We start from the raw sequence: 25,207 nt of genomic DNA on the forward strand, positions 1-25,207 counted from the left end.
TAGGTTAGTCATATTTTATCACAGCAATATATTAAAGTTAACTCTTTTCTTATGTAGCTACAGTAATAATTTTTTCATAATAACTGCTAATTTTATGTTTCAATTTTTTCTAGTTTCATTCGCAATACCTTAATTTTATATAAAATGTCCTGTAATGCTATTTGGATTTATTCTTATTTCATCAGGCGTTCCTGAAGCAACGATTTCTCCTCCATTTGTTCCACTTTCTGGACCTATATCGATAACCCAGTCAGAAGCACATATAACTTCTGTATTGTGTTCAATAATTAAAAGTGAATGTTGCTCATTTACAAGTTTTTTAAAAGTAATTAGCAAATTCTCTATATCTTTAAAATGAAGTCCAGTAGTAGGCTCATCTAATATGTATAACATTCTTTTTTTAGTTTTTGTTCCTAATTCTTTTGCTAATTTTATCCTTTGAGATTCTCCTCCACTTAATCCTAATGTATTTTGTCCTAGTTTTAGATAGCCAAGTCCCACTTCATCTAATAGGGAGAGTTTTCTATATATATCAGGACAATCACTAAAAAATGATTTTGCTTCTGTTACTTCCATGTCAAGTATATCTGCCACTGTTTTTCCTTTGTATTGTACAAACAGTATTTCTTTTTGATATCTCTTACCTTGGCATTCACTACAAGTTACCCATTGGTCTGCCATATATTGTAGAATAATTTTTGTTTTTCCTAATCCTTGACAGTTGGGGCATTGCCCCTTTTTGCTATTAAAGCTAAAATGGCTTTCATCCAATAATTGTTGTTTTGCTTGTGAAGTTTTAGCAAATAGAGAACGAATTTCATCAAAGATATTGATATAAGTAGCAGGTGTAGAGCGACTAGATTTTCCAATAGGTGTTTGGTCCATTAAGATAAAATCATCAATAGTATCAAATCCAGTAAGTTCGGTATAGTTTTTATTTGGGATAGATTTTTGGTTTAATTTTTCTTCTAAAGCAGGAAGTAAACTGTGAAATACAAGAGAACTCTTACCAGAACCACTAACACCTGTAATAGAGCACATACAGTTTAAGGGAATTTCTACATCAATATTTTTTAGATTATTTGCATGGCATCCCTTTAAGTTTAACCATTTACTTGGCTTAACATTATTTTTTGAACTTATTTTATTGGATGTACTCAGATATTTGCCTGTTATAGAATTTGGATTTTCTATAATTTCTTGAGTTGTACCTTCTGCAATAATGAAGCCACCTTTTGTACCAGCGTTTGGACCTACATCAATAATATAATCAGCAGCCAGTATTGTATCCCTATCATGTTCCACGACTATAACAGTATTACCGTTATCTCTTAGCTCTTCTATAGTTTTGATGATTAGATTATGGTCTCTTGGATGTAAACCAATAGATGGTTCATCTAGAATATAGGTTAAGCCTACTAATTCACTTCCTAGCTGACTTGATAATCGTACTCTCTGTAGCTCTCCTCCAGATAAGGTTGGAGCTGTTCTATCTGTTGATAGATAGCTAAGACCTACCTTTAATAGATAACTAACTCGAATTTTTAATTCTGTTAATATATCATTTACCAAAGATATCTCATTTTGTTGAAGTTGATTTGGTAATTCACACAACCAATTCCACAACTGTTCTATCGTCATTTTTGTTAATTCAGGGAAGCGATAACCTTTGATTGTAGTGAATCTAGCTTCAATACATAGCAACTCACCACCACATGTATGGCAAGGAATTTTGTTCATATATTGATGTAAGGCATTATTTTGAGAACTGGATTCTCTAAAAAGTCTTTGAATGTGGTTGATTGCCCCTGATGCAGGTCTTTTAATCTTTGATTCTCGCCCCCTTGATTCAAAGCTAAATTCATATATCTTATCACCTGTACCATATAAGATTGCATCTATAAAATCTCTTGGCAATTCATTCCAAGGCATATCTAGGTCGATATTTTTATCTTTTGCGATTGCATATAATTCACCTACCATCCAATTACCATTTGGCTTTTTCCCCCTCAATTTTCCAAAGTAGTAAGTAGCTCCATCCAATATTGAAATAGTAGGGTCTTTTACAATTAATTGAGGATTAACTTGATAGGTAAAACCCAATCCATTACAATCATGACAAGCTCCAGTATGGGAATTAGCATTGAAAGTTGAAGTATTTATCTTAGAAAAAATAGTTTGGCAATGTGGGCAATAATTTTTTGTAGTATTCTTTTTTTCTAATGGAATTTTGCAATATGGACAGTAACTTTTTCCAATTGATACAAATAACATTCTTAAGTAATCCCAAATGCTTGTAAGAGTACCAACTGTAGAACGAGGATTTTGGCTTCCTTTTTTTTGTTCAATAGCTATAGTAGGAGTTAATCCTTGAAGTAAATCGAATTCAGGTTTTTGAAGATGTTCTGAAAGTTTTGCTCCATTACTTAGGTTTTCAAAATAACGTCTTTTTCCTTCTTCATAAATCGTATCGAAAGCTAAAGAGGATTTTCCACTACCACTTACACCTGTAATAACAGTTATTTGATTCTTTGGAATTGTAACCTCAACATCTTTTAAATTGTTTTGCCTTCCTCCTTTTAAATAAATAGAACTTTTATTGTGACAAAGTGAATTTTTAATTGGTTTATTTATTGCTTTGGTAAATTTGAATTTTTTTTCTAGTTCAAGAGGATTACCTAATTCTTTTGTTTCCGAAATACCTAACATTTTTAACTGAGAAAAGATTGATGTCAAATAATCTTCAGGTAATTTTTCTATTAACAAATTAAGGTCTTCTATTTTTATATTGCCACTTGATAATATCTCTGCCATTTCATCTAACAAATTTTTTTCTGCTCTTGTTAATTGATTGTATTTTTTAGAACTTAATTCTGTCCATAAATCCCATGGAAGCAATTCCAAACCAATCATATTATTAAAGTCATGTAGAAGGGTACCCTTTATGGAGTGCCAACCTTTCCAATTTTTATTATATCCAAAGTCATCTGGGTGAGTATGGCCTTGTCGACAACTTATCCAGGCTTCTGAGCCAGTTAAAAACCCATCTATTTTTCTGACATCATGAGTGTCAAAATTAATGTGAAAATAATTTTTTTGTATGTTATCTATTTGTGCATCTATTTTTATCCACCTTTTTGTTACCATATCATAGTATTCTACAAGCCAGTGGTCTTCATAAGGAAGCTCACTTTCAAAATAATTAGCAAAACCTGCTCTTATTCTAGCTTCAAAACCTATATATCTTAGGAAAGATACAAGAAGTAAAGAGTAGTCTCTGCACATACCAACTAATCTCTGTTTTGGCTTTCTTGGAATAGTTAGTGAGTTAGAATCTATTTCAAATATTCTTTTTAACATTTGAGGAATTGTACGAAGTAATTCTTCATCGGCTTGTTGCATATTAAAGGTTATACCATATAGTTTTCCCTGGTCTCCATGAATTACTAGGTTTTGGACTACTTTTAATAATTCTACTGGAGTATTTGGTAAATTTTGATATTCATTTTCAAATATTCTAGGATTTGTAATAATACTTTGTTCTTTATAATTGTTTATTTTCATTTATTCTTCACCTCTCTGAATGCATAATATACCCTAACATGGTGTTAGATTCAAGGGAAATTTAAATTTTTCTTGGGATTGTTTTAATTCATGATAACATTAAATTTTTAATGAAATAATAAATAATACTTAGTTTAGGTGTTAAAATTTAAAAATAAATAAAAAAATAATATAATGATGAATTGTAATACAAATATAGTTTGTGTTATATTTGTTGTAATGAGTATAAGTTGTATTTACAGTTTGTTAAAATTTACAATGGGATATTGTAGGAGGCTGAGATGACAGAACGTGAAAAGATGTTAGCAGGAGAGTTATATGATTGTGGAGATAAGGAATTGTTATATCAATGGCATAAGGCAAAAGATTTGACTAGAGAGTATAATAATTTGAAATCAGATGACAAGATTAATAAAGAACGTATTTTAACTGAGCTCTTAGGTAAAAGAGGAGAGAATATATGGATTACGGCACCTTTTTATGTTGACTATGGAAATAACATTTATTTTGGAAACAATTGTGAAGTGAATATGAATTGTACTTTTTTAGATGATAATGAAATAATAGTAGGTGATAATACCTTAATTGCACCTAATGTGCAAATATATACAGCTTTTCATCCAACAAATGCTAAAGATAGATTTGGAGAAAAAACTGATGATGGATTTAAGTTTTGTAAAACTATAACAGCTCCAGTTAAAATTGGGAATGATGTTTGGATTGGTGGAGGAAGTATTATTTTACCAGGTGTAACAATAGGAGATAATGTAACTATTGGTGCAGGAAGTGTTGTGACAAAATCAATACCATCTAATACTATAGCTTATGGTAATCCTTGTCATGTTATTAGAGAAAATAAGTGAGAACTATTGTAATATATTTATTCATGAAATATCGAAGACATTATTAAAATAAAGAGCTATCTCAAAATTAGGGGTAGTTTTTTTTATTAATAGATATTAGGCATTGTATTTATTCCATTTACCATATTTATGCACATAAAGAATTATATCTCATATGATTGATTAATAAAGATATTATTTACGAATTATTAACATAATGTTAATATGGAATTCTTGAATATTAAGAAATAGGATACTATAATATAGTATGAATAGATTCTTAGTAGAGAAATTTGTAGGTGCTAATATACATTTAAAAAATAGATTTATAACCTGGAGGACAAAAAATGAAATTATCAAGGTATAAGAAAAATAGTTTAGTTTTGTCTATAATCTTATATTCACTTATTATTTCAATCCTTGTAATTATTATTTTCAGTACCATAAAACTGCACAATATATCTAATAAACAAACTAAAAGCTATTTAAAGGATGTATCTACACAAATTGTAATGAATGTTGATTCTAAAATAAAATTTATCTTATCTGATTTAAGAATAATGGCAGATTTTATTAAACAATATGAGGGTGATAGTCGATATGAGTACTTATCTAAAAGAAAGACTAGTTATAAGTATTATGACATTGGAATAATTGATTTAGAAGGTAAGGCAGAGTTTTTAAGTGGAAAAAAACTTGACTTGAAGGATACTGTTTCATATAAAAAAGGAATAGAAGGTAAAGAATACTCAGAAGTAATAGAATCGTTAGGGTTTGTTCTCTATACAGTGCCTATATTTGATGATAACCATGAGATTTCTAGCCTTTTAATAGGTGTATCTGATAAAGAAAGTATGAATGATATTCTTAAAATAGATAATTTTAATGGAAAAGGAACTATTGAAATTATTAATAGACAGGGAAGCCCTCTTTTTATAGGAAAAAACAGTGAATTAATAAAAGACCTTAGTTACAAATATAAAGATTCTATAAATGAGCCTTGGGCTCAAAAGATGCTTAATGATTTTGAAAATGAAAAGTCAGGAGATATTATAATAACATCATCAAAAGATATAAAATGTTTATTAACTTATTATCCAATTACAAAAGGTCTAAATGATTGGTATTTTGTTCTTATAGTGCCTGAAGAAGCTGTACTTGGTGAACTTAATAAGCTAAACTCTTTTACAATAATAATGACGTTTATAGTTACATGTATTATTGGAATTATAACATGGCTTTTATATACTATAAGAAAAAAATATGTAAATCAAATAGAAAATATTGCATATTTAGATAATATAACAAATGGCATTAACCAAACCAAATTTAGTATGTTAGTAAAACCCTTAATTTCAGAATCGCCAGATAGTACCTATATGATGATAGCGATAAATATAAAGGAGTTTAAGTTAATAAATGATTGCTTTGGTAGTGATAAAGGAAACATGACACTCAAACATATTTATAATGTTTTATCTAAAAATATTACTAAAAATGAAGAATTTCTATGTCGTCATGATGCAGACCTTTTCTATTTGTTTATTAAAAATAGACCAGTGTTAGAAGTTTTAGAGTTATTGTATAAAATAGAAGCTGATATAAATTATTTTAATGAGAGTAGAGAAAATCCGTACTTTTTAAGAATATCAGCAGGTATTTACACTATTGAAAATCGTAATGAAGATTTAATCACAATACAAGACTATGCAAATACAGCAAGAAAAAGCTTCAACAAAGCTCATCAAAGTGATTTTTCTTTTTATAGTGATATAGAAAGAAAGCGATTAATATCTGAGAAGGAAATTTCAAATTTAATGGAAAAAGCCCTTGAAGATAAAGATTTTTTTATATGTTTACAACCAAAAATTGATATAAAAAATGGTAAAATCAGTGGAGCAGAGTCTCTTGTGCGTTGGAGAAATTCAGAAAAAGGTATAATTTATCCAAGTGATTTTATTCCTCTTTTCGAAAAAAGTGGATTTATATGTAAATTAGACTTATATATACTTGAAGAGACATGCAAATTGATTTCTAAATGGATAAAAGAAGGTAAAGAAGTATTGAGAATTTCTGTTAATGTATCAAGACAACATTTAAATGATAAGTCTTTTTTAGAAAAATATGAACTTATATGTAATAAATATAATGTACCAACATATCTGATAGATTTAGAGCTTACAGAATCTATCTTCTTAGAAAATCCAGAAGCTATAGATGTAATAAATGATATTCATTCTAAGGGATTTAAGTGCTCTATAGATGATTTTGGATTTGGATACTCATCATTAGGGATATTAAAAGATTTTAAAGTTGATATAATTAAATTGGACCGTTCATTCTTTGTCAGCAAAAATAATATAGACCGTGGTAAGGTAGTTATTGAGTCTATTATTGAACTTGGCAAAAGACTTGGTATGAAGATAATTGCTGAAGGAATTGAAGAGTTAGAACAAGTTGAGTTTCTAAAAAGTATAGGATGTGATTATATTCAAGGTTATGTTTTCTCTAAACCACTATTAATATCTGAATTTGAAGAGTTCACATATGCTGATAATAAAATAAAAAGTTTAAAAATATCGAATGATTAAATATCTAAAAGAAAAATCTGAGCAGGTTATATGATTGAAAATATAACCTGCTTTTTTTATTTGTATATTTAATAAAAAAGACAGCTACAGATTTTGTAAAAACAATTTTCAAATGTTGTAAGTTGTCGTTAAAGCTTTATTGTATTATTCTGAATATATAGAAAGTCAGTTCCTGTTTTCAGACATAAAGAAAGTAAAATATACATAATAATATAAAATTTGCTGTTTTTATAACTCTAATTATTTTGAAAGGAGGAAAGTATGATAAGTGGAAGAATGTTACTCATTATGAATTTTCTAAAAGATAAAAGTAAGACAAGTTACCGGGAAATTAGTCAACAGTTAAGCATAGAAGAAAGAAAAGTTAGATATGACATAGACAATCTAAATGTTCTTTTGCAATCATTAAATAAACCACTAATACAAAGAATGAATAAAGGCTCATTAATTATTCCAAGTGATTTCCAAGTAGTATATATAGACAATAATGACTATGTATTTTCCTTAACTGAAAGAGTATCTATTATGAAGATTATATCAATGTTTAAAATAGATAAGTTAAACTTAGAAAAATTGAGCAAAGAGTTTAAAGTTTCTAGAAGTTCGATTAAAAATGACCTTAATGTTTTATCAAATGAACTAGAGAGAAATCAAATAACTATTACTTATGATAAAGTTTTCAAAATAAATGGAGATGAAGATACTATATACAAACAAAGGTTAAACATATTAAAATTATATTCTTACCTTTTTGGTAAAGAAAAATCTGATTTAAGCGTGTTTGAGAAGTATATAGTGAAGGTAATCGAAAAAATATTCAAAGGACTTTCCTTGAATGATATATATAATTGGTCTACAGATTTACTTTTACAAATGGGCTGGACTCTAAATGATGAGTCTTTTACATGGTATGTATCAAATATTTTTCTTTTTACATGGTACATACATTCAGATGAAAAACATCCTTTAGAATCTTCTTCATTGAGTGAACCATATTTTGAGAATAAATTTGACCAAGAATTTGAACAAATCATTCAAAAGAAGTTAACTAAAGAACAGATTTTATTGTTAAATAGTTTTGTATTTTTTACAAATAAGTATGCAAGTTTAAATGAAGATATGGATTTAATTAGTACAGAGATAATAGTTCAGGATTTAATTTATAATATGTCTGAAATACTGAACATTGATTTTAAAGAAGATATGATTCTTTATAAAGGTCTACTTAATCATATCGCTCCATTGATAGAGAGAATCAAACAAAATATACAGATTTATGAAGAGTTATTCCATGTAATACCAGATAAATATCAATATGTACTTGAAGCTACCAAAACTTCTGTACAAAAAAATAGGATGTTAAATCAAATAAAAAATGAAAATGAAATAATACTTCTAGCAATACATTTTTTAGGAAGTGTACAAAGAAACGAAAGTAACAATTATAAAAATATATTATTAGTTTGTGGATTTGGATATGGTGTAATTGCTATATTAAAAGATACTTTAATAAATGACTATCAAATAAATATAGTAGATAGCATTCCATCATACAAATTACAAGATTACAAAGACTGGGAAAATATAGATTTTATCGTAACAACATCAAAAATAGTATTAGACTTACCTAAAACAATTATAGAGATTAATCCTTTTTTACAAGAAAACGATTATTTAAAACTTGAAGAAAAAGGAATAAAAAGAAAGAATGTCTTGACCAATTACATATCAATTAAAAAGAGATTAGATTTTTTAGAAGAAGATGCTCAAAAAAGAGTACTGAATATTATATGGCAAGAACTAGGATATAGTGATGAGAAAATGCTATCTAGACAGCTTAAACTAAGTGATTTAATAGGTATTGATACAATAAGTGTGATTGATAAAGAAATAAAATGGGAAGATGCTGTGAAAATTAGTTCAAATATACTTGCTGATTGTGATTTTGTGTCAGCACAATATGCTGATAATATTATAGATATTCTAAATAATGTAGGTTTCTATGCTGTAAAGGATGAGGAATTTGCTTTGTTACATGGTAATGATAGTTCATTGGTCAAAGTAAGTTCAATAAGTTTATTAATATGCAAAGAATCAGTCAAATTTGGAGATAAGAAAGTTAAAATCATATTTTGTCTAGCAAGTAGAGATAAAAAGGAGCAAATTCCTGCAATAATTAATTTAACTAAAATGGTTTATAAAACCAATTTTATTACTATGTTAGAAAGTGTAAAGACAAAAGAAGAAGCAGAATGTTTAATTCATAAATATGAGAAGGAGGTCACTGAATGAGCAAATTAGTCAATGTAAAATGTTCATTTGAGATGAAAGCAACTTCAAAAGAAGAGGCTATTATATCATTAGTAGATGTAGTATCAAAAGAGGGTTATCTGAAAGAAAAGAATCAATTCTTAGAAGATGTTTTAAAGAGAGAAGAAACACTGTCAACCTATATTGGGCATGGTATAGGCCTTCCTCACAGTCAAAGTATTGGAGTTAAGGATTCTTGTATTACAATTGGAAAACTTGATACATCTATTGAATGGACAGAAGAAGGTGAAAAGGTAGATTTAATATTTTTAATATCTGTGGCAAAAGACAATGAAAATAATCTTCATCTAAAGATTTTATCAAAGCTTGCACGTTTGTTAATGCATGAAAGTTTTAGAAATCAAATTAGAGAGTCAGACGAACAAACAGTCTATAATCTTATAAAAGAAAAAATAGGGGAGGAAGATTAGAATGAGGATTTTAAAGTTTTTACAAAAACATCTTATGACAGCAACTTCATATATGATTCCATTTGTAGTTGCTGGAGGTATATTATTTGCTCTATCAGTAACTCTAAGTGGACAAGCTGCTGTTCCTGAAACTGGATGGCTAGCTAAACTTAATCAAATTGGAGCTGCTGGTCTAGCTTTGTTTATTCCAATATTGGGTGGTTATATAGCATTTAGTATGGCAGATAAGCCAGGGTTAGCTCCAGGTATGATAGGTGCATATTTAGCAAAAGAAGTAAATGCTGGTTTTATAGGTGGTATCATAGCAGGATTTATAGCAGGATTTGTTGTTTTGCAATTAAAGAAAATTAAATTGGCACCTACAATGAGAACTTTAGGTTCAATATTCATTTATCCTTTGCTTGGAACATTGATTACAGGTGGTATAATTGTATTTTTAATTGGAGAACCTATAGCTTCTTTTATGACATGGATGACTAATTGGTTGAATGGAATGTCTGGTGTTTCTAAAATACCTTTAGGTGGTATCCTAGGAGGAATGATAGCTTCTGATATGGGCGGTCCTATAAATAAAGTAGCTGCGACTTTTGCCCAAACTCAAGTTGATACACTTCCATATTTAATGGGAGGAGTTGGTGTTGCAATTTGTATACCTCCAATTGGATTAGGGTTAGCTACATTATTGTTCCCAAAAAAATTTAGTAAAGAGGAAAGAGACTCAGGAAAAGCCTCTCTATTAATGGGATGTGTTGGAATTACAGAAGGAGCGATTCCATTTGCAACAGCAGACCCTGTTAGAGTAATTCCATGTATTATGGCTGGGTCGATTATAGGAAACATTATGGCCTTTTTATTGGGGTGTTTAAATCATGCACCTTGGGGAGGTCTGATAGTATTACCAGTTGTTGATAATAGATTGGGATATATTGCATCAGTCATAACTGGAGCAATAGTCGTTGCAGTATTAATGAAATTAGTAAAGAAGGATGTAAAAGAAGACGAAGAAATTGAAGAAGATATAGACGATTCTATTGAACTAGTATTTGAAGAATTATAGATATATAGATATAAATACTGTTAATTTATATGAAAACCTATTATAAAAATAATCATACAAAATTCTAATTTTAAAGGAGATAAGAATATGAAAATTGTAGCAGTAACATCTTGCCCTAGTGGAGTAGCACATACTTATATGTCAGCTGAATCACTTGAATTATCAGCAAAAAAATTTGGTATAGAAATAAAGGTTGAGACTCAGGGGAGTTCTGGAATAGACAATGAGTTGTTACCTAAAGAGATTGAAGAAGCAGCCTGTGTAATACTAACTAATGATGTTGAAATTAGAAATATGGATAGATTTAAAGGAAAAAAAGTTGTAAGAATGAGTGTTTCTGACATAATTAAAAAATCTGATGCATTAATTAAGAAAATAAAAGATACTTTTCAATAAAGTTTGATTTATTTTACATATAACATTAAGATGTATTTGATATTAATTCTATTAAATACATCTTAAAAATAGAATAAAAGGAGATATAGTCATGAAAAAATTACCAATAAAGACTGTCGTACAACGACTACTAGACTTACAAGAAGAGGGGAAAAGTGCAACACTTTTAGGAATTGGTCCTATGTCACCAAACTTGTTACAGGCAAGTTTTGAACTAGCAAAAGATGATGATTTTCCTTTAATGTTTATTGCCAGCAGAAATCAAGTAGATGCAGATGAACTAGGTGGTGGTTATGTAAATGGTTGGAATCAAGAAACTTTTACAAAGGATATTAAGAAGATAGCTGATAAAGTTGGATTTGATGGTTTATATTACTTATGCAGAGATCATGGAGGCCCATGGCAAAGAGACAAAGAAAGAAATGACCATTTGCCTGTTGACAAAGCCATGGAATTAGGAAAAAAATCTTATTTAGCTGATATCGAGGCAGGTTTTGATTTATTAATGATTGACCCTACAAAAGACCCGTTTGAAATGGGAAAGGTAATCCCTTTAGATATAGTCCTAGAAAGAACTGTAGAATTAATTGAATATTGTGAAAATGAAAGAAGAAGACTCAACCTACCAGAAATAGGCTATGAAGTTGGGACAGAGGAAACAAATGGAGGATTAACTTCAACTGAGACATATGAAACATTTATAACTAGATTAAAAATTGAACTTGAAAAGAGAGATTTACCAATGCCAACATTTATAGTTGGTCAGACAGGGACTCTAACTAGAAAAACAGAGCAAGTAGGCACTTTTAATTTTAAGAATGCTTATGATTTAGCTCAAATGGCTAAAAAGTATGGAGTTGGCTTAAAAGAGCATAATGGAGATTATTTAGATGATGTAACTTTATTAGAACATATACCTTCTCAAATTATTGCTACAAATGTTGCTCCTCAATATGGCACTGAAGAGACTAGAGCATACTTGAAACTAGCAGAAGTTGAAAGAAAACTAAAGGAAGAAGGATTAATTGAAAAAACTTCAAATATTAGACACGTTCTTCTTGTCGATGCTATAGAATGTGGACGTTGGAGAAAGTGGGTAATGGGAGAACAGAAAAATCTAACTACTGAAGAAATATTTAAGGATGAAGTTTTATCTAATGAGATATTAGATATTGCAGGTCATTATACATTCAACAATGATGATGTTAAAAGAGAGATAGAAGTGCTTTATAGTAATTTAAGCAAAAATAATATTGATGGTCAAAGATTTGTTGTAGACCATATTAAACGACCTTTACGTGATTATGCAGAATGTTATAATTTAAAAGGTGTTACTACAAGAATTTTAAATAAATAATAGGACTTATAGTGGTAAGTATTGTTATACTAGGTATTTATAGTTATAATTATACTTACCACTATTAAATTTAGGAGGATTAATATTTTGATTAATTTAATTTTTGATGTAGATGATACTTTATACAACCAATTGACACCTTTTTATATTGCATATGATAAGTTGTTTTCTTCAATAAAAGGTGTTTCTGTTGAAGATTTATATATAAGCAGTAGAAAATATAGTGATGAAGTATTCCATTTGACTGAGAGTGGAGAGATGCCAATTGAGAAAATGCATGTATATAGAATAATGAAGGCTTTTGAAGAATTAGGAAATCCTATTACAGAAAAGGATGCTCAAAATTTTCAAGATGAGTATATATATCAGCAATCACAAATTACTTTAATACCAGAAATTGAGCAGATTTTGAATTTTTCTAAAGAAAGAAATATTAATATAGGAATCATAACGAATGGGCCATCAGCGCATCAAAGGATGAAGTTAAAGCAGTTGAATATTGAAAAATGGGTTGACAAAAATCATATTTTTATTTCTAGTGAGGTTGGTTTTTCTAAGCCAGACATCAATATTTTTAGAGTGGCTGAGAATGTCATGAATCTAGATAGAGAAAATACATATTATATAGGCGATTCTTATAAAAATGATGTAGTAGGTGCTAGAAAAGCTGGATGGAAGAGTGTTTGGATGAATCATAGAGGTCATGGAGTAGAAGAATTGTTTTATAAGCCTGATTTTGTAATTTTGAAATATAAGGATTTATTGTCTTTACTTATAAAAGTATGTAGTAAATCAAATATTAGTAATAGAATTATATAAAATAATTAAAAATATATATGTAAAATCATATATTTAAATTGTAAATAATTTGTTTTATATTAAAAAATAGATTATTTAGAAAAAGTACTTTAATATTTAAAAGAATATTAAAGTACTTTTTAATTTAAAAAACTTTCTGTATTGATAATATAAATTTTTTAACAAATTGTCCGATAAATAAAAGGATAGGTAGTTATTAATTTAAGTTATATAGACTTTGATGAATTATACTAAGGATGATAAGTTAAAATTTATATTATATTTAAATCCTTAAAATAACAAAAATAAATACTAGATTAAATTTTATAAACAAGCACAATATTCAATTGGAAGGTAGGGTTAGATATGAAAGCAATAATTTTAGCAGCGGGAATGGGGACGCGATTGAGACCATTAACTTTGGAATCGCCTAAACCATTAGTTAAAGTTAATGGAAAACCAATGATAGAAACCCAAATAGAATGTCTATTGGAAAAGGGTATAAGAGATATAAAAGTGGCTGTAGGATATCTAAAAGAAGAGTTTTACTATTTATCAGAAAAATATAATGTGGAATTAATATATAATGATAAATACGATATGTATAATAATATTTATACTATGTATTTATTAAGAGAGTATTTACCTGATAGTTATGTTATAGAGGGAGATGTATACTTATATAATAACTTTATAGATCCAGATATAAATAAATCTACTTATTTTACTTTTTATAGGGAAAATTTTAATAATGAGTATATATTTGAATTTGATAAAAATGACAAGATTTATGATATGTATGTTGGTGATAATAATGGCTATATATTATGTGGTGTGTCCTACTGGTCATTAACAGATGGAAATATTATAGCAAAAAAATTAGAAGAAACAGTAAGTAGTGGAGATTTTGGAAGTTTATTTTGGGATGATGTTGTAATGCAAAATAAAGAGAATTTAAATATGTACATTAAGAAAATAGATTTTAAGGATTGTTTTGAAATAGATACTGAAGAAGATTTGAAGTTTTCAGAAAGATGTATAGTTCAAAATAATAATTTTATGATGAACAAGTCTTTACAATACTCTAAGTAGATTAGGAAGGAATTTATATGGGAATTTTAAATAAAATAATGAACCAAGAATCTTTTGATGTAAAAACATCACTAGATTATATTAATGAATATGAGCAAGTATTACCTTTTGACAGTGAGATTCACACTGCGCGTGCAGTTACATATTTTTTTGCAGAAGAATATGAACTTGCGGAAGAACATATTAGAAAGGCTTTGAAATTTAGGCCCAATAATTATGATAATAACTTTTATTTAGCAAATATTTTGATTGCTAAGGGTAAATATTCTGATGCTATTAAAGCAGCTATGTTGAGTGTGACATTCTTAAAACATTTTGCTAAGCTTCCAGAATATGATTATGTAGATGATAAATTAGTTTATGCTAATGAACAAGTAAAAAATCTTATTGATTATTGTATTGAAAATATAAAAGACATAAGTGTAATTGAGGACTTAAAAAGATTTTTTGGATTTATTGAGCTAAGTGTTACTAGTTTTCCTACATACTTTTATGATGATAAATGGAAAGTTATGGTAGGTGAGTATTTCAATAAAAATTCAAACATTGAATATAATGACTATATATGTTTTTACTCTGATACATATTATAATTCTTTAGGAGACCTTCAAAAAAAAATATGTATGAGTCTTAATATTCCTAATTTATATTCAATATGTCCAATAGAGAGTTTTAAATCTATGACTACAAAGGAATTTAATTTAGATAATGGAAAATACATTGTTCCAATAGCTACAACTGAATATAATCAAGTTATTGATTTTAAAGTTGGAAATACTAATTTAAAATCACAACAAGTAGATCCACCTGATTTTTTTAAGTACTATAGAGTAGATAAAGGAGTTAGTTTGAATTCAGATAAAGATATTATAGTTGGAAAACCAATCGAATTAGGATTTAAAGAAAATAATAAAAAATTAGTTCTCACTATATTTATAGATTCTTTATCTCAACAATATTTATCAGAAACAGAATATAAATCAATGCCTTATACAAAAGAGTTTTTTGATAAAGGAATTATATTTAAAAATTGCTATACAACAGGAGAGTGGACATATCCATCTTTTACAAGTGTATTTACAGGTCTATACACAACTAATCATCACTTTATACATCATAGTACGGGATATAAATTTCCAGATGACATAGATTTATTTAGTGAGATTATGAAAAAAAATGAATACTTCACTGCAAACATAGGTGGGTCATATGCAATTGCTCCATACAGTAGTGGTTTTAGAGGATTTGACAGAACTGTTTTTAAGAATAGTCTAGGATTTTGTGATTCAATATTAATTAATGATGTTATTGAACATATTGAGTCATTTAAAGAAACGAATCAATTCGTATTTATGTCTTTAAACGATGTTCACAAGCCAATAGAAGATATTGAATGCCGTGGAATTGATTATAATATTGTTAATCAAACATCTTTAGATATAGAGACATCTTTATCAAAGATGAACTTAGGTGTAAGTGTACGACAAGAATATCATGAGGAAACTGTTAAAAAATATGAAGTAGCTCTTAGACAATTAGATCGTAATTTGAAGCAAATCTATGATTATATATTACAAAATTACTCTGAAGAAGAGTATTTAATTAGTATTTTTTCAGACCATGGTGCTTCATTTTTAGGCAAAGATGATTTTTTATTAAAATCAAATATAACTAATAATGTATTAATGGTTAGAGGGTCTGGAAGTATATCCAATGATAATACTGAGTATATAAGTAATATGGATTTAATTCCTATAACTTTGAAGTTGGCAAATATAGAATATGATTTATCGAAGTATGATTGTGTACTTCCAAAGACACTAGGAGGTAAAGGTCGTGAGTTCACTTATAGTGAATCAATATATCCTGGTCAGACTTATAAAGCTATGGTTAATAATGATAAATATTGTTATATATTAGAAACAAAAGATATTACTAATATAGATGGAACAATTAATTTTGATGAATATAGTGATTCTGTTTTTGATAAAAAGGAAGGTAAAGAAATTAAAGATAATGACATTTTAGAGTATTATAGAGAGATAGTATATAATCATATAAAGAGAAATATTAAATATTAATATTAAAAATTATTTAGATATTAAATAGATACAGTTTATTTTATTTTAATAAACATTCTACTTTTAAAATAGAACTACTGAATTTAGGTAGTAAGAATTTCTATATATCAAATTTAATAAAAAAGATTTTTCGGTAAACTATTTTCTTTTCTTGTACAAAAAATGAGATACTCAAATTTTTATTTTGAGATATCTCTTTTTTATTATCTAGTTAAAGTTAAATAATTAGGAATATATTTTATTTAGCCTAATCGATAACGTTTTGAGATTCCTTATAACTACATGTTAACTGTTGAATAGGCTTGTCGTATGGCTTAACCCATCCTTTATTAATACTTAATTCTGTAAGTGCTGTATGACCTTCAACCATTTGAGTTAGTGAAGCTGAATATATAGCTCTCAATTCAGGGGTACTACTTGTTAATGCAGAGTTAAGGTACATATTAGCAGATGCTTTAGAAGATGCAAGCATACTTAATATTATTACTTTATCGTCTATATAAGTATTGTTTTTAATTAGATTTTCTATCATATTTCTCATATTGTTTATACCTCCTCAGAAATTAGTATTTCATTTTCAACTATAAATTGTTGCATAGCTTTAATTCTTCCTTCTGTTGCTAATATACTAGATTCTGATTGTCTTTTTAGGTCTTCATCTGATATTAACATATTTATTGCTCTTTGCATAAGTAATCCATCAGATTCCATTTTTATAACAGCTGCTAAAGATATTTTTTCAGTTTCTGAAAGTATTCTCATTTAATCATCTCCTATATTGTAATTTATTCTTTAATATTATGTCTTCCTTTTTAATGAAATAACCATAACATTTTTTTACAGTATCTTATATTCTATTTATATCAAATTTTAATCAACTCATAAAATTTTTTAGGAGGATAAAATGAATTTTAAAAATAAAACCAAAGTATTAAGTTTATGTTTAATATCAATACTAATGATATCTACATCGTGTACGAATCCTAAAAGAAGGAAACAACTGAAATCAATATATTAGCAACTATAGACTTACATGGAGAAGTTACATATAATATAGCTTAAAAAATAAATAAAGAAAAAAGAAAATAATATGACATTAGTAGATTTTTATGAGTCAGATGGTTTAAGACAAAGGAGCAATATCCTAGTGAGGCTTGAGATGTTTACGGAAACGATGACATAGTTAAAAAAGAAATGACTATAATTATACAAATGAATGAAGTTAAATATGATTCAGTAGTATTTGATAATCATGAGTCTGTTGCCATCTCTAAAAAACGATTTATTGTTAACTAATATATAAATAATATTAGAAAAGAAGGTTTATATTATGATATTTAACAGCATTCTTTTAAAAAATAGTTGATAAGGTAAAAAAGAAGTAATAAAAAATAATATATAAAAATTCAAAAAAGGAGTTAAATTTAAAAGTTGATTAAAAAAATCAATCTTGAGACTATCCATTTTTTATTTTAACAAAAAAATATAAATATAGTTCGACACAGGGCGAATGAAAAAAATACAAGAAATATTTTTTTTAAAAAATTTCAAAAAAGAGTTGATAATATATGTATATTAATATAAAATTTAAGGTGTATAATTCGTATAATGATACGAATGATTTGAAATGTAAAATAACTTATAAACGGAGAGGGGAAGTCTAATGAAAGTAGCAGTAGTTATGGGTTCAAAATCAGATTATCCAAAATTAGAAGAAGGGATAAAACTACTTGAAAAATATGGAATAGAAGTTGTAGCAAGAGCATTATCTGCTCATAGAACACCAGAACAACTTTCAATATTCCTAAAAGAAATAGAAGATGATACTGATGTAATAATAGCAGCAGCAGGAAAGGCAGCACATTTACCAGGTGTAATAGCTTCACAAACACTAATTCCTGTAATAGGATTACCTATTAAATCATCAACTATGGACGGACTAGACTCACTTTTATCAATAGTTCAAATGCCAAAAGGAATACCAGTTGCGACAGTTACAATAGATTTAGGTTTAAACGCAGCTTTATTGGCATTACAGATAATGACTTTAAAATACCCAAAATTAAAAGAGGATTTGAAATCATATAGAGAAGAGATGGCACAAAAGGTGCTAGAAGACGACAAGAATTTAAGGGGGTAGCAGAAATGTTATTATATGAAGGAAAAGCAAAACAAGTATACTCTACAGATAATGAAAATGAATATGTTGTTTATTATAAAGATGATGCAACAGCATTTAATGGAGAAAAAAAAGCAGAAATATCTTCAAAAGGTATACTAAACAATAAGATATCAACAATAATCTTTGAAATGTTAAAAGAAAATAATATAAATACACACTTTATAAAAAGTTTATCAGATAGAGAAATGCTAGTTAAAAAAGTAGAGATTTTACCATTAGAGGTAATAGTAAGAAATATTGCTGCGGGCTCTATTTGCAAAAGAGTTGGTCTTGAAGAAGGTGAAGTTTTCGATGAGCCAATCTTTGAAATAAGCTACAAAAACGATGCTTATGGAGACCCAATGTTAAATGATGATTATGCAGTAGCAATGAAATTAGCAACTAGAGAAGAATTAAAATTCTTAAGAGAAGAAACTTTAAAAATAAATGAATTACTAAAAGCATTTTTCTTAAAATTAAACCTAAAGTTAGTTGACTTTAAAATAGAATTTGGTAAAGATTCAGAAGGAAACATAATATTGGCAGATGAAGTATCACCAGACACTTGTAGACTTTGGGATGTAAATACAAATGAAAAGTTAGATAAGGACAGATTTAGAAGAGACCTTGGAGACCTTGTAGAAGGTTATACGGAAGTACTTTCAAGAATGAATAATAAATAGGAGGCAAATGTATGTGTGGAGTTTTAGGGATTTACTCTAATAAAGATGTAACTAAAGAACTATATTATTCTTTATATTCTATGCAACACAGAGGGCAAGAAAGCTGTGGTTTAGCTCTTTTGGATGATGGAGAAATTAAGTACAAAAAAGATATGGGATTAGTTGGAGATGTTTTTAAAGAAAGTGAACTATCTAAGTTAAAAGGAAATATAGGTATTGGACATGTTAGATATTCAACAGCTGGGGGAAGTCATGTTTCAAACTGTCAACCTTTAGTTGGAAGTTGTAGAAAAAGACAATTAGCCATAGCTCATAATGGAAATCTAGTTAATGCAAATTATTTAAAAGACATGTTAGAAGAAGATGGATATATGTTCCAAACTAATTCAGATACAGAAGTGATTTTATATATACTTGCAAGATATTACAAAGGTGATATAGTAGAAAGTTTAAAAATGACTATGGATTATATCAAAGGTGCATATGCTCTTGTAATAATGAGTCAGGAAGAATTGGTTGCAGTTAGAGACCCACATGGATTCAGACCTCTTGTACTTGGTAAAAAGGGCGATGAATATATATTTGCATCAGAAAATTGTGCAATAGACATACTTGGCGGAGAAGTTATAAGAGATGTAGAGCCAGGGGAAATAATAATAGTTAAAGATGGAGAATTAAAATCATATTTTTATTCAGAAAATTATAAGCCGGTTAAGAAGAGTTGTATATTTGAACACATATACTTTGCAAGAAACGATGCAACTATAGACAATGTAAATGCATATGAATTTAGAATTAAATGTGGTGAAAGATTAGCTCAAAATGAAAATGTAAATGCAGATATGGTAGTTCCAGTTCCAGATTCAGGTTGGCCAGGAGCTATTGGTTATGCAAATGCTAGTGGATTAAAAATAAGTGAAGGCTTAGTTAAAAATAGATATGTAGGAAGAACATTTATAAAACCTACACAAGAAGAAAGAGAAATAGCAGTAAAAATAAAATTGAACCCTCTTTCAACAATAATAAAAGGAAAATCTATAATTTTAGTAGATGACTCAATTGTAAGAGGAACTACATCTAAACAGTTAGTAAAATCTTTAAGAGAAGCAGGAGCAAAAGAAATTCATCTTAGAATAACATCTCCTCCAGTAGCTTACTCTTGTTATTATGGAATAGATACTCCAAATCGTTCTAAATTAATTGCATCAAGTAACAACGTAGAAGAAATGAGAGAATATATTGGATGTGATAGTCTAAAATTCCTAGATATAGAAGGAATGTTAGATGCAGCAGAGCACAAGTCTACTTTCTGTAAAGCTTGTTTTGATGGAGAATACCCAGTTAAGAAAATTGATAAGGAGGAATTACTTTCATGTTAACATATAAAGAATCAGGTGTAGATATAGATGAAGGAAATAGAGCAGTAGACCTTATAAAAGGTAAAATAAAAGGAACTTATGATGGAAATGTAGTTGGAGATTTAGGTAACTTTAGTGGATTATACAGTTTAAAAGATTTTGTGGGAATGAAAGAACCAGTTTTGCTTGCATCTACAGATGGTGTTGGGACTAAGTTAAAAATAGCTCAAATGATGGACAATCATGATACTGTTGGAATAGATTTAGTTGCAATGTGTGTAAATGATTTAATTTGCCAAGGAGCAAAGCCATTATTTTTCCTTGATTATATAGCTCTTGGGAAATTAGTTCCTGAGCATATAGAAAAAATAGTTGGTGGAATTGCAGATGGTTGTAAAATGTCTGGTTGTGCACTAATTGGTGGAGAAACTGCTGAGATGCCTGGTATGTATGGAGATGATGATTATGATTTAGCAGGATTCTCTGTAGGTATAGCAGACAAAGAAAAGATTGTTTCTGGAAATGATGTTAAATCAGGAGATGTATTAGTTGGTATATCTTCAAGTGGAGTACACAGTAATGGATTTTCTTTTATAAGAAAGATATTTTTAGAAACTTACAACTACAAGATGGAACAATATGTTGAAGAACTAGGAATGACAGTTGGGGAAGCGCTTTTAACACCAACTAAAATATATGTTAAATTAGCTTTAGATGTATTAGCTAAACATGATATAAAAGCTATAGCTCACATAACTGGTGGAGGGCTTATAGAAAACATAACAAGGGTTATACCTAAAGGATTAGGATTAGACATCAATAAAAAATCTTGGCAGAAGCCTCCTATATTTAAAATGATAGAAGATTTTAATGCTGTTGATGAGAGAGAACTTCACAAAAGTTTCAACATGGGTATTGGACTAGTTTTAATAGTAAATAAAGAAGATGCTAACAATGTTGTAGACTTTATAAACAATAGAGAAAATGACAATGCTGCTTATGTAGATAAAAAATACAGTGAATTATTAGAAGATAAAGCATATATAATTGGTGAAGTAGTAGAGAGTCATGAAGGTGTAGAATTATGTTAAATATAGGAGTTTTAATATCTGGTGGGGGAACAAATTTACAAGCAGTTATAGATGGAACTGAATCTGGAAAAATAAAAGGTCAGGTTAAAGTAGTTATCTCAAGTAAGCAAGATGCTTATGGCTTAGAGAGAGCTAAAAATCATAACATAAAGGAAATTTGTGAAACTAATGAAGACAAGATAATAGAAATTCTTAAAGAAAATAAAATAGATTTAGTAGTTTTGGCTGGTTATTTAAAAATAATCAGCCCAAAGCTGGTTAATGAGTTTAGAAACAAAATGATAAACATACATCCATCATTAATTCCTTCATTCTGTGGAGCTGGATTTTACGGAGAAAGAGTTCATCAAGGTGTTATAGATTATGGAGCCAAAGTAACTGGAGCTACAGTTCATTTTGTTGACGAGGGTGCTGATACTGGACCAATTATAATGCAAGATGTAGTTAAGGTTAATCAAGATGATGATGCAAAGACACTTGCAAAAAGAGTGTTAGAAGTTGAACATAGGATTTTAATAGAAAGTTTGAGTCTTTTTTGTGAAAATAAATTAAAACTTCAAGGTAGGAGAGTGTTTATAAATGAGTAAGAGAGCTTTAATAAGTGTAACTGATAAGACAGGTGTAGTAGAATTTGCTAAAGAGTTAAATAAGCTAGATTATGAAATTATATCTACAGGAAATACTTTCAAGACATTAAAAGAAAATGGAGTTAATGTAATGCAAGTTGAAGATGTTACAAACTTCCCAGAAATATTAGATGGAAGAGTAAAAACATTAAATCCATATATACATGGTGGGATACTTTACAAAAGAGATAAAGAATCTCATGTGGAAACTGTAAATGAACACAAAATACATTCAATAGATTTAGTAGCTGTAAATCTATATGATTTTGAAGGAACTTTAAAGGCTGGCAAAAGCCATGATGAAATGATAGAAAACATAGACATTGGTGGTCCATCTATGATACGTTCTGCTGCTAAAAACTATAAAGATGTAATAGTAGTAGTAGATATAAAAGATTATGATTCTATAATAGAAAAATTAAAAACAGACACAATGACATTAGAAGACAGAAAAAAATTATCATATAAAGCTTTCTCAACTACAGGAAGATATGATGCGTTAATATCTAGTTATTTTGCTGGAGAAGTTGGAGATACATATCCTGACATATTAAATTTAACTTTCCAAAAAGAACAAACTTTAAGATATGGAGAAAATCCACATCAAAATGGTTTCTTATATTCACAATCAAATGCAAAAAATCCAATCTTAAACTATGAGCAATTAGGCGGTAAAGAACTTTCTTTTAACAACTTAAACGATTTACATGGATGTTTAGAAGTAATGAGAGAATTTAAAGATAGCGAAGAAGTAGTTTCAGTAGCTATAAAACATGCTAATTCATGTGGAGTGGGATTAGGTAAAGATGCTTTTGAAGCATATACAAAATGTTATGAAGCAGATAAAGTTTCAATATTTGGTGGAATAGTAGGAATAACTTCTACTGTAGACAAAGCTACAGCAGAGAAATTAAATGAAATATTCTTAGAGATAGTAGTAGCATATGATTTTGAGCCAGAAGCTTTAGAGGTACTTAAACAAAAGAAAAATTTAAGAATACTAAAATTAGCTAAGATAGAAGATAGTTTACAACCATATGAAATGAAATATTTAGATGGAAAATTATTAATACAAGATAGAAATAGCACTTTAGCAGAAAAAAGTGAAAATGTAACAAAAGCAAAACCAACAGATGAACAACTTAAGGACATGGAATTTGGTATGAGAGTAGTAAAAAATATGAAATCAAATGCAATTGCGATAGTAAAAAATGGTCAAACTTTAGCTTTAGGTTGTGGGCAAACATCAAGAATTTGGGCATTAAAAAATGCTCTTGAAAACAACAAAGATAAAGATTTTACAGGAGCTGTTTTAGCATCAGATGCATTTTTCCCATTTGATGATTGTGTAACATTAGCTCATGAATATGGAATATCAGCAGTAGTTCAACCAGGTGGTTCTATAAAGGATAAAGATTCAATAGAAGCTTGTGATAAGTATGATATGGTTATGGTATTTACAGGAATAAGACACTTCAAACACTAAGGAGGATATTATGAAGATATTGGTTGTAGGCGGTGGCGGAAGAGAGCATGCTATATGCTGGAAACTAAGCAAAGAAAAGAATATAGATAAAGTTTATTGCGCGCCAGGTAATGCAGGAATTGCAAATGTAGCAGAATGTGTAAATATAAGTGATACTAATATAGAAGAACTTTTAAAATTTGCAAAAGAAAATGAAATAGGTCTTACAATAGTAGGGCCAGAAGTACCACTAGTTATGGGTATAGTAGATGAGTTTGAAAAGGAAGGTCTAAGAGTTTTTGGGCCTAATAAAAAATGTGCTCAACTTGAAGGAAGTAAAGCTTTTTCAAAAGATTTTATGATAAAACATAACATACCTACTGCAAAATATAAAGAATATACAAACTTAGAAGAAGCTATATCAGAAATAGATAGCTTTGGATATCCAGTAGTAATAAAAGCGGACGGATTAGCTGCTGGAAAAGGTGTTGTAATACCTGAAAATAGAGAAGATGCTATAGCAACTTTAAAAGAAATGATGTCAGATAAGAAGTTTGGAGCTGCTGGAGATAAAATAGTAATTGAAGAGTTCTTAAAAGGAATAGAGACTTCAATCTTGGCATTTGTAGACAATGACACAATAGTTCCTATGGCAAGTGCAAAAGACCATAAGAAAGTAAATAATTATGAACAAGGGCCAAATACTGGTGGAATGGGAACTTTTTCACCTAGTGAAATATATACAGAAGAATTAGCAAATAAAGTAAAAGAGACAGTATTAGAAAAAACTTTAGAAGGATTCAAAAAAGATGGTCTTAACTTTAAAGGTATTTTATTTGTTGGTCTTATGATAACTGAAGATGGAGAGAAAGTACTTGAATACAATGTAAGATTTGGAGACCCTGAGACACAATCTGTTTTATTTAGACTAGAAACAGATTTACATGAGATAATGGAAGCTATATTGGATAATAAATTAAAAGATATAGAAATAAATTATAGTGATGATGAAGCAGTATGTGTTATGCTTACATCAGGAGGGTATCCAGACAGTTATGAAAAAGGAAAAATTATAACTGGTCTTGAAAACCTGGATGATGATATAGTAGTATTCCACAGTGGTACTAAGATGCTTGATGGTAATTTAGTTACTAATGGAGGAAGAGTAATTGGTATAACTGCAAAATCAACTACAGTTAAGGACGCAGCAGAAAAAGTTTATGAGAATATAAAGAAAATAAACTTTGAAGGAATGCACTATAGAACAGACATAGGAAGATAATTTTTCTAAAATGGAGGATAAG

20 protein-coding genes are annotated in these 25,207 nt (G+C 28.6%); 17 read left to right on the plus strand and 3 right to left on the minus strand.

What is annotated here, in order from left to right; all coding sequences use genetic code 11:
* Positions 1-135: 135 nt before the first annotated feature.
* Positions 136-3,564 carry an excinuclease ABC subunit UvrA gene (uvrA, locus tag ACTG45_RS01600; protein WP_479919670.1) on the minus strand — a complete coding sequence of 1,143 codons (3,429 nt, stop codon included), beginning with the start codon at positions 3,562-3,564 and terminating at the stop codon, positions 136-138.
* Between the two features lie 281 nt (positions 3,565-3,845).
* Here uvrA and ACTG45_RS01605 point away from each other — a divergent pair, with 281 nt between their 5' ends.
* The 10 genes from ACTG45_RS01605 to ACTG45_RS01650 all read left to right on the plus strand — a co-directional run bounded on the left by ACTG45_RS01605 (position 3,846) and on the right by ACTG45_RS01650 (position 16,519).
* Positions 3,846-4,427 (plus strand): sugar O-acetyltransferase, encoded by a 582-nt coding sequence (locus ACTG45_RS01605; RefSeq protein ID WP_479919671.1) that lies wholly within the window; start codon positions 3,846-3,848, stop codon positions 4,425-4,427.
* A gap of 326 nt (positions 4,428-4,753) precedes the next feature.
* Entirely contained in the window at positions 4,754-6,997 is a 2,244-nt protein-coding gene (locus ACTG45_RS01610) for an EAL domain-containing protein (RefSeq protein WP_479919672.1), read from the plus strand.
* Between the two features lie 261 nt (positions 6,998-7,258).
* Positions 7,259-9,289: a BglG family transcription antiterminator gene (locus tag ACTG45_RS01615; RefSeq protein ID WP_479919673.1), complete on the plus strand. Its 2,031-nt coding sequence runs from the start codon at positions 7,259-7,261 to the stop codon at positions 9,287-9,289.
* Positions 9,286-9,738, plus strand: a complete 453-nt coding sequence (locus tag ACTG45_RS01620; RefSeq protein ID WP_021382613.1) for a PTS sugar transporter subunit IIA — start codon at positions 9,286-9,288, stop codon at positions 9,736-9,738. The genes ACTG45_RS01615 and ACTG45_RS01620 overlap by 4 nt, the downstream gene beginning before the upstream one ends.
* 1 nt (position 9,739) lies before the next feature.
* A complete protein-coding gene (locus ACTG45_RS01625) occupies positions 9,740-10,795 on the plus strand; it encodes a PTS fructose transporter subunit EIIC (protein WP_021382645.1) in 1,056 nt (351 codons plus the stop codon).
* A gap of 87 nt (positions 10,796-10,882) precedes the next feature.
* The gene (locus ACTG45_RS01630; RefSeq protein ID WP_021382617.1) at positions 10,883-11,191 is read left to right on the plus strand and encodes a PTS fructose-like transporter subunit IIB; all 309 of its coding nucleotides are present in this window, start codon (positions 10,883-10,885) and stop codon (positions 11,189-11,191) included.
* Positions 11,192-11,282: 91 nt separating this feature from the next.
* Entirely contained in the window at positions 11,283-12,548 is a 1,266-nt protein-coding gene (locus ACTG45_RS01635; protein ID WP_021382650.1) for a class II D-tagatose-bisphosphate aldolase non-catalytic subunit, read from the plus strand.
* An 87-nt stretch (positions 12,549-12,635) separates the two neighbouring features.
* The gene (locus ACTG45_RS01640) at positions 12,636-13,367 is read left to right on the plus strand and encodes an HAD family hydrolase (protein ID WP_021382659.1); all 732 of its coding nucleotides are present in this window, start codon (positions 12,636-12,638) and stop codon (positions 13,365-13,367) included.
* Positions 13,368-13,712: 345 nt separating this feature from the next.
* On the plus strand, positions 13,713-14,438 hold the full coding sequence (locus ACTG45_RS01645; protein WP_479917917.1) for a sugar phosphate nucleotidyltransferase: 726 nt from the start codon (positions 13,713-13,715) through the stop codon (positions 14,436-14,438).
* Between the two features lie 17 nt (positions 14,439-14,455).
* Complete coding sequence (locus tag ACTG45_RS01650; protein WP_479917918.1) at positions 14,456-16,519, plus strand: sulfatase-like hydrolase/transferase; 2,064 nt, start codon at positions 14,456-14,458, stop codon at positions 16,517-16,519.
* A 247-nt stretch (positions 16,520-16,766) separates the two neighbouring features.
* Here the strand turns inward: ACTG45_RS01650 and ACTG45_RS01655 are convergent, their stop codons facing one another.
* Together ACTG45_RS01655 and ACTG45_RS01660 are read right to left on the minus strand one after the other, a co-directional pair.
* A complete protein-coding gene (locus ACTG45_RS01655) occupies positions 16,767-17,060 on the minus strand; it encodes a spore coat protein (protein WP_479917919.1) in 294 nt (97 codons plus the stop codon).
* A gap of 5 nt (positions 17,061-17,065) precedes the next feature.
* Complete coding sequence (locus ACTG45_RS01660) at positions 17,066-17,281, minus strand: hypothetical protein (RefSeq protein WP_021364155.1); 216 nt, start codon at positions 17,279-17,281, stop codon at positions 17,066-17,068.
* 901 nt (positions 17,282-18,182) lie between these two features.
* On the opposite strand from ACTG45_RS01660, the gene purE reads away from it, so the two are divergent.
* From purE to purD, 7 genes are read left to right on the plus strand one after another with little or no spacing between them, the layout of a single operon-like run.
* A complete protein-coding gene (gene purE / locus ACTG45_RS01665) occupies positions 18,183-18,659 on the plus strand; it encodes a 5-(carboxyamino)imidazole ribonucleotide mutase (RefSeq protein WP_003425290.1) in 477 nt (158 codons plus the stop codon).
* Between the two features lie 5 nt (positions 18,660-18,664).
* On the plus strand, positions 18,665-19,363 hold the full coding sequence (gene purC, locus ACTG45_RS01670; protein WP_479917920.1) for a phosphoribosylaminoimidazolesuccinocarboxamide synthase: 699 nt from the start codon (positions 18,665-18,667) through the stop codon (positions 19,361-19,363).
* A gap of 11 nt (positions 19,364-19,374) precedes the next feature.
* Positions 19,375-20,742 (plus strand): amidophosphoribosyltransferase, encoded by a 1,368-nt coding sequence (purF, locus tag ACTG45_RS01675; RefSeq protein WP_021382604.1) that lies wholly within the window; start codon positions 19,375-19,377, stop codon positions 20,740-20,742.
* Positions 20,736-21,812 carry a phosphoribosylformylglycinamidine cyclo-ligase gene (gene purM, locus ACTG45_RS01680; RefSeq protein ID WP_479917921.1) on the plus strand — a complete coding sequence of 359 codons (1,077 nt, stop codon included), beginning with the start codon at positions 20,736-20,738 and terminating at the stop codon, positions 21,810-21,812. Before purF ends, purM begins: the two co-directional genes overlap by 7 nt.
* Entirely contained in the window at positions 21,806-22,399 is a 594-nt protein-coding gene (purN, locus tag ACTG45_RS01685) for a phosphoribosylglycinamide formyltransferase (protein WP_479919674.1), read from the plus strand. The genes purM and purN overlap by 7 nt, the downstream gene beginning before the upstream one ends.
* Positions 22,392-23,924, plus strand: coding sequence for a bifunctional phosphoribosylaminoimidazolecarboxamide formyltransferase/IMP cyclohydrolase (purH, locus tag ACTG45_RS01690; RefSeq protein WP_223195802.1), 1,533 nt, complete (start codon positions 22,392-22,394; stop codon positions 23,922-23,924). The genes purN and purH overlap by 8 nt, the downstream gene beginning before the upstream one ends.
* 10 nt (positions 23,925-23,934) lie before the next feature.
* Complete coding sequence (gene purD, locus ACTG45_RS01695) at positions 23,935-25,185, plus strand: phosphoribosylamine--glycine ligase (protein ID WP_479917923.1); 1,251 nt, start codon at positions 23,935-23,937, stop codon at positions 25,183-25,185.
* Positions 25,186-25,207: the final 22 nt, after the last annotated feature.

Source organism: Clostridioides sp. LIBA-7602, assembly GCF_056688945.1.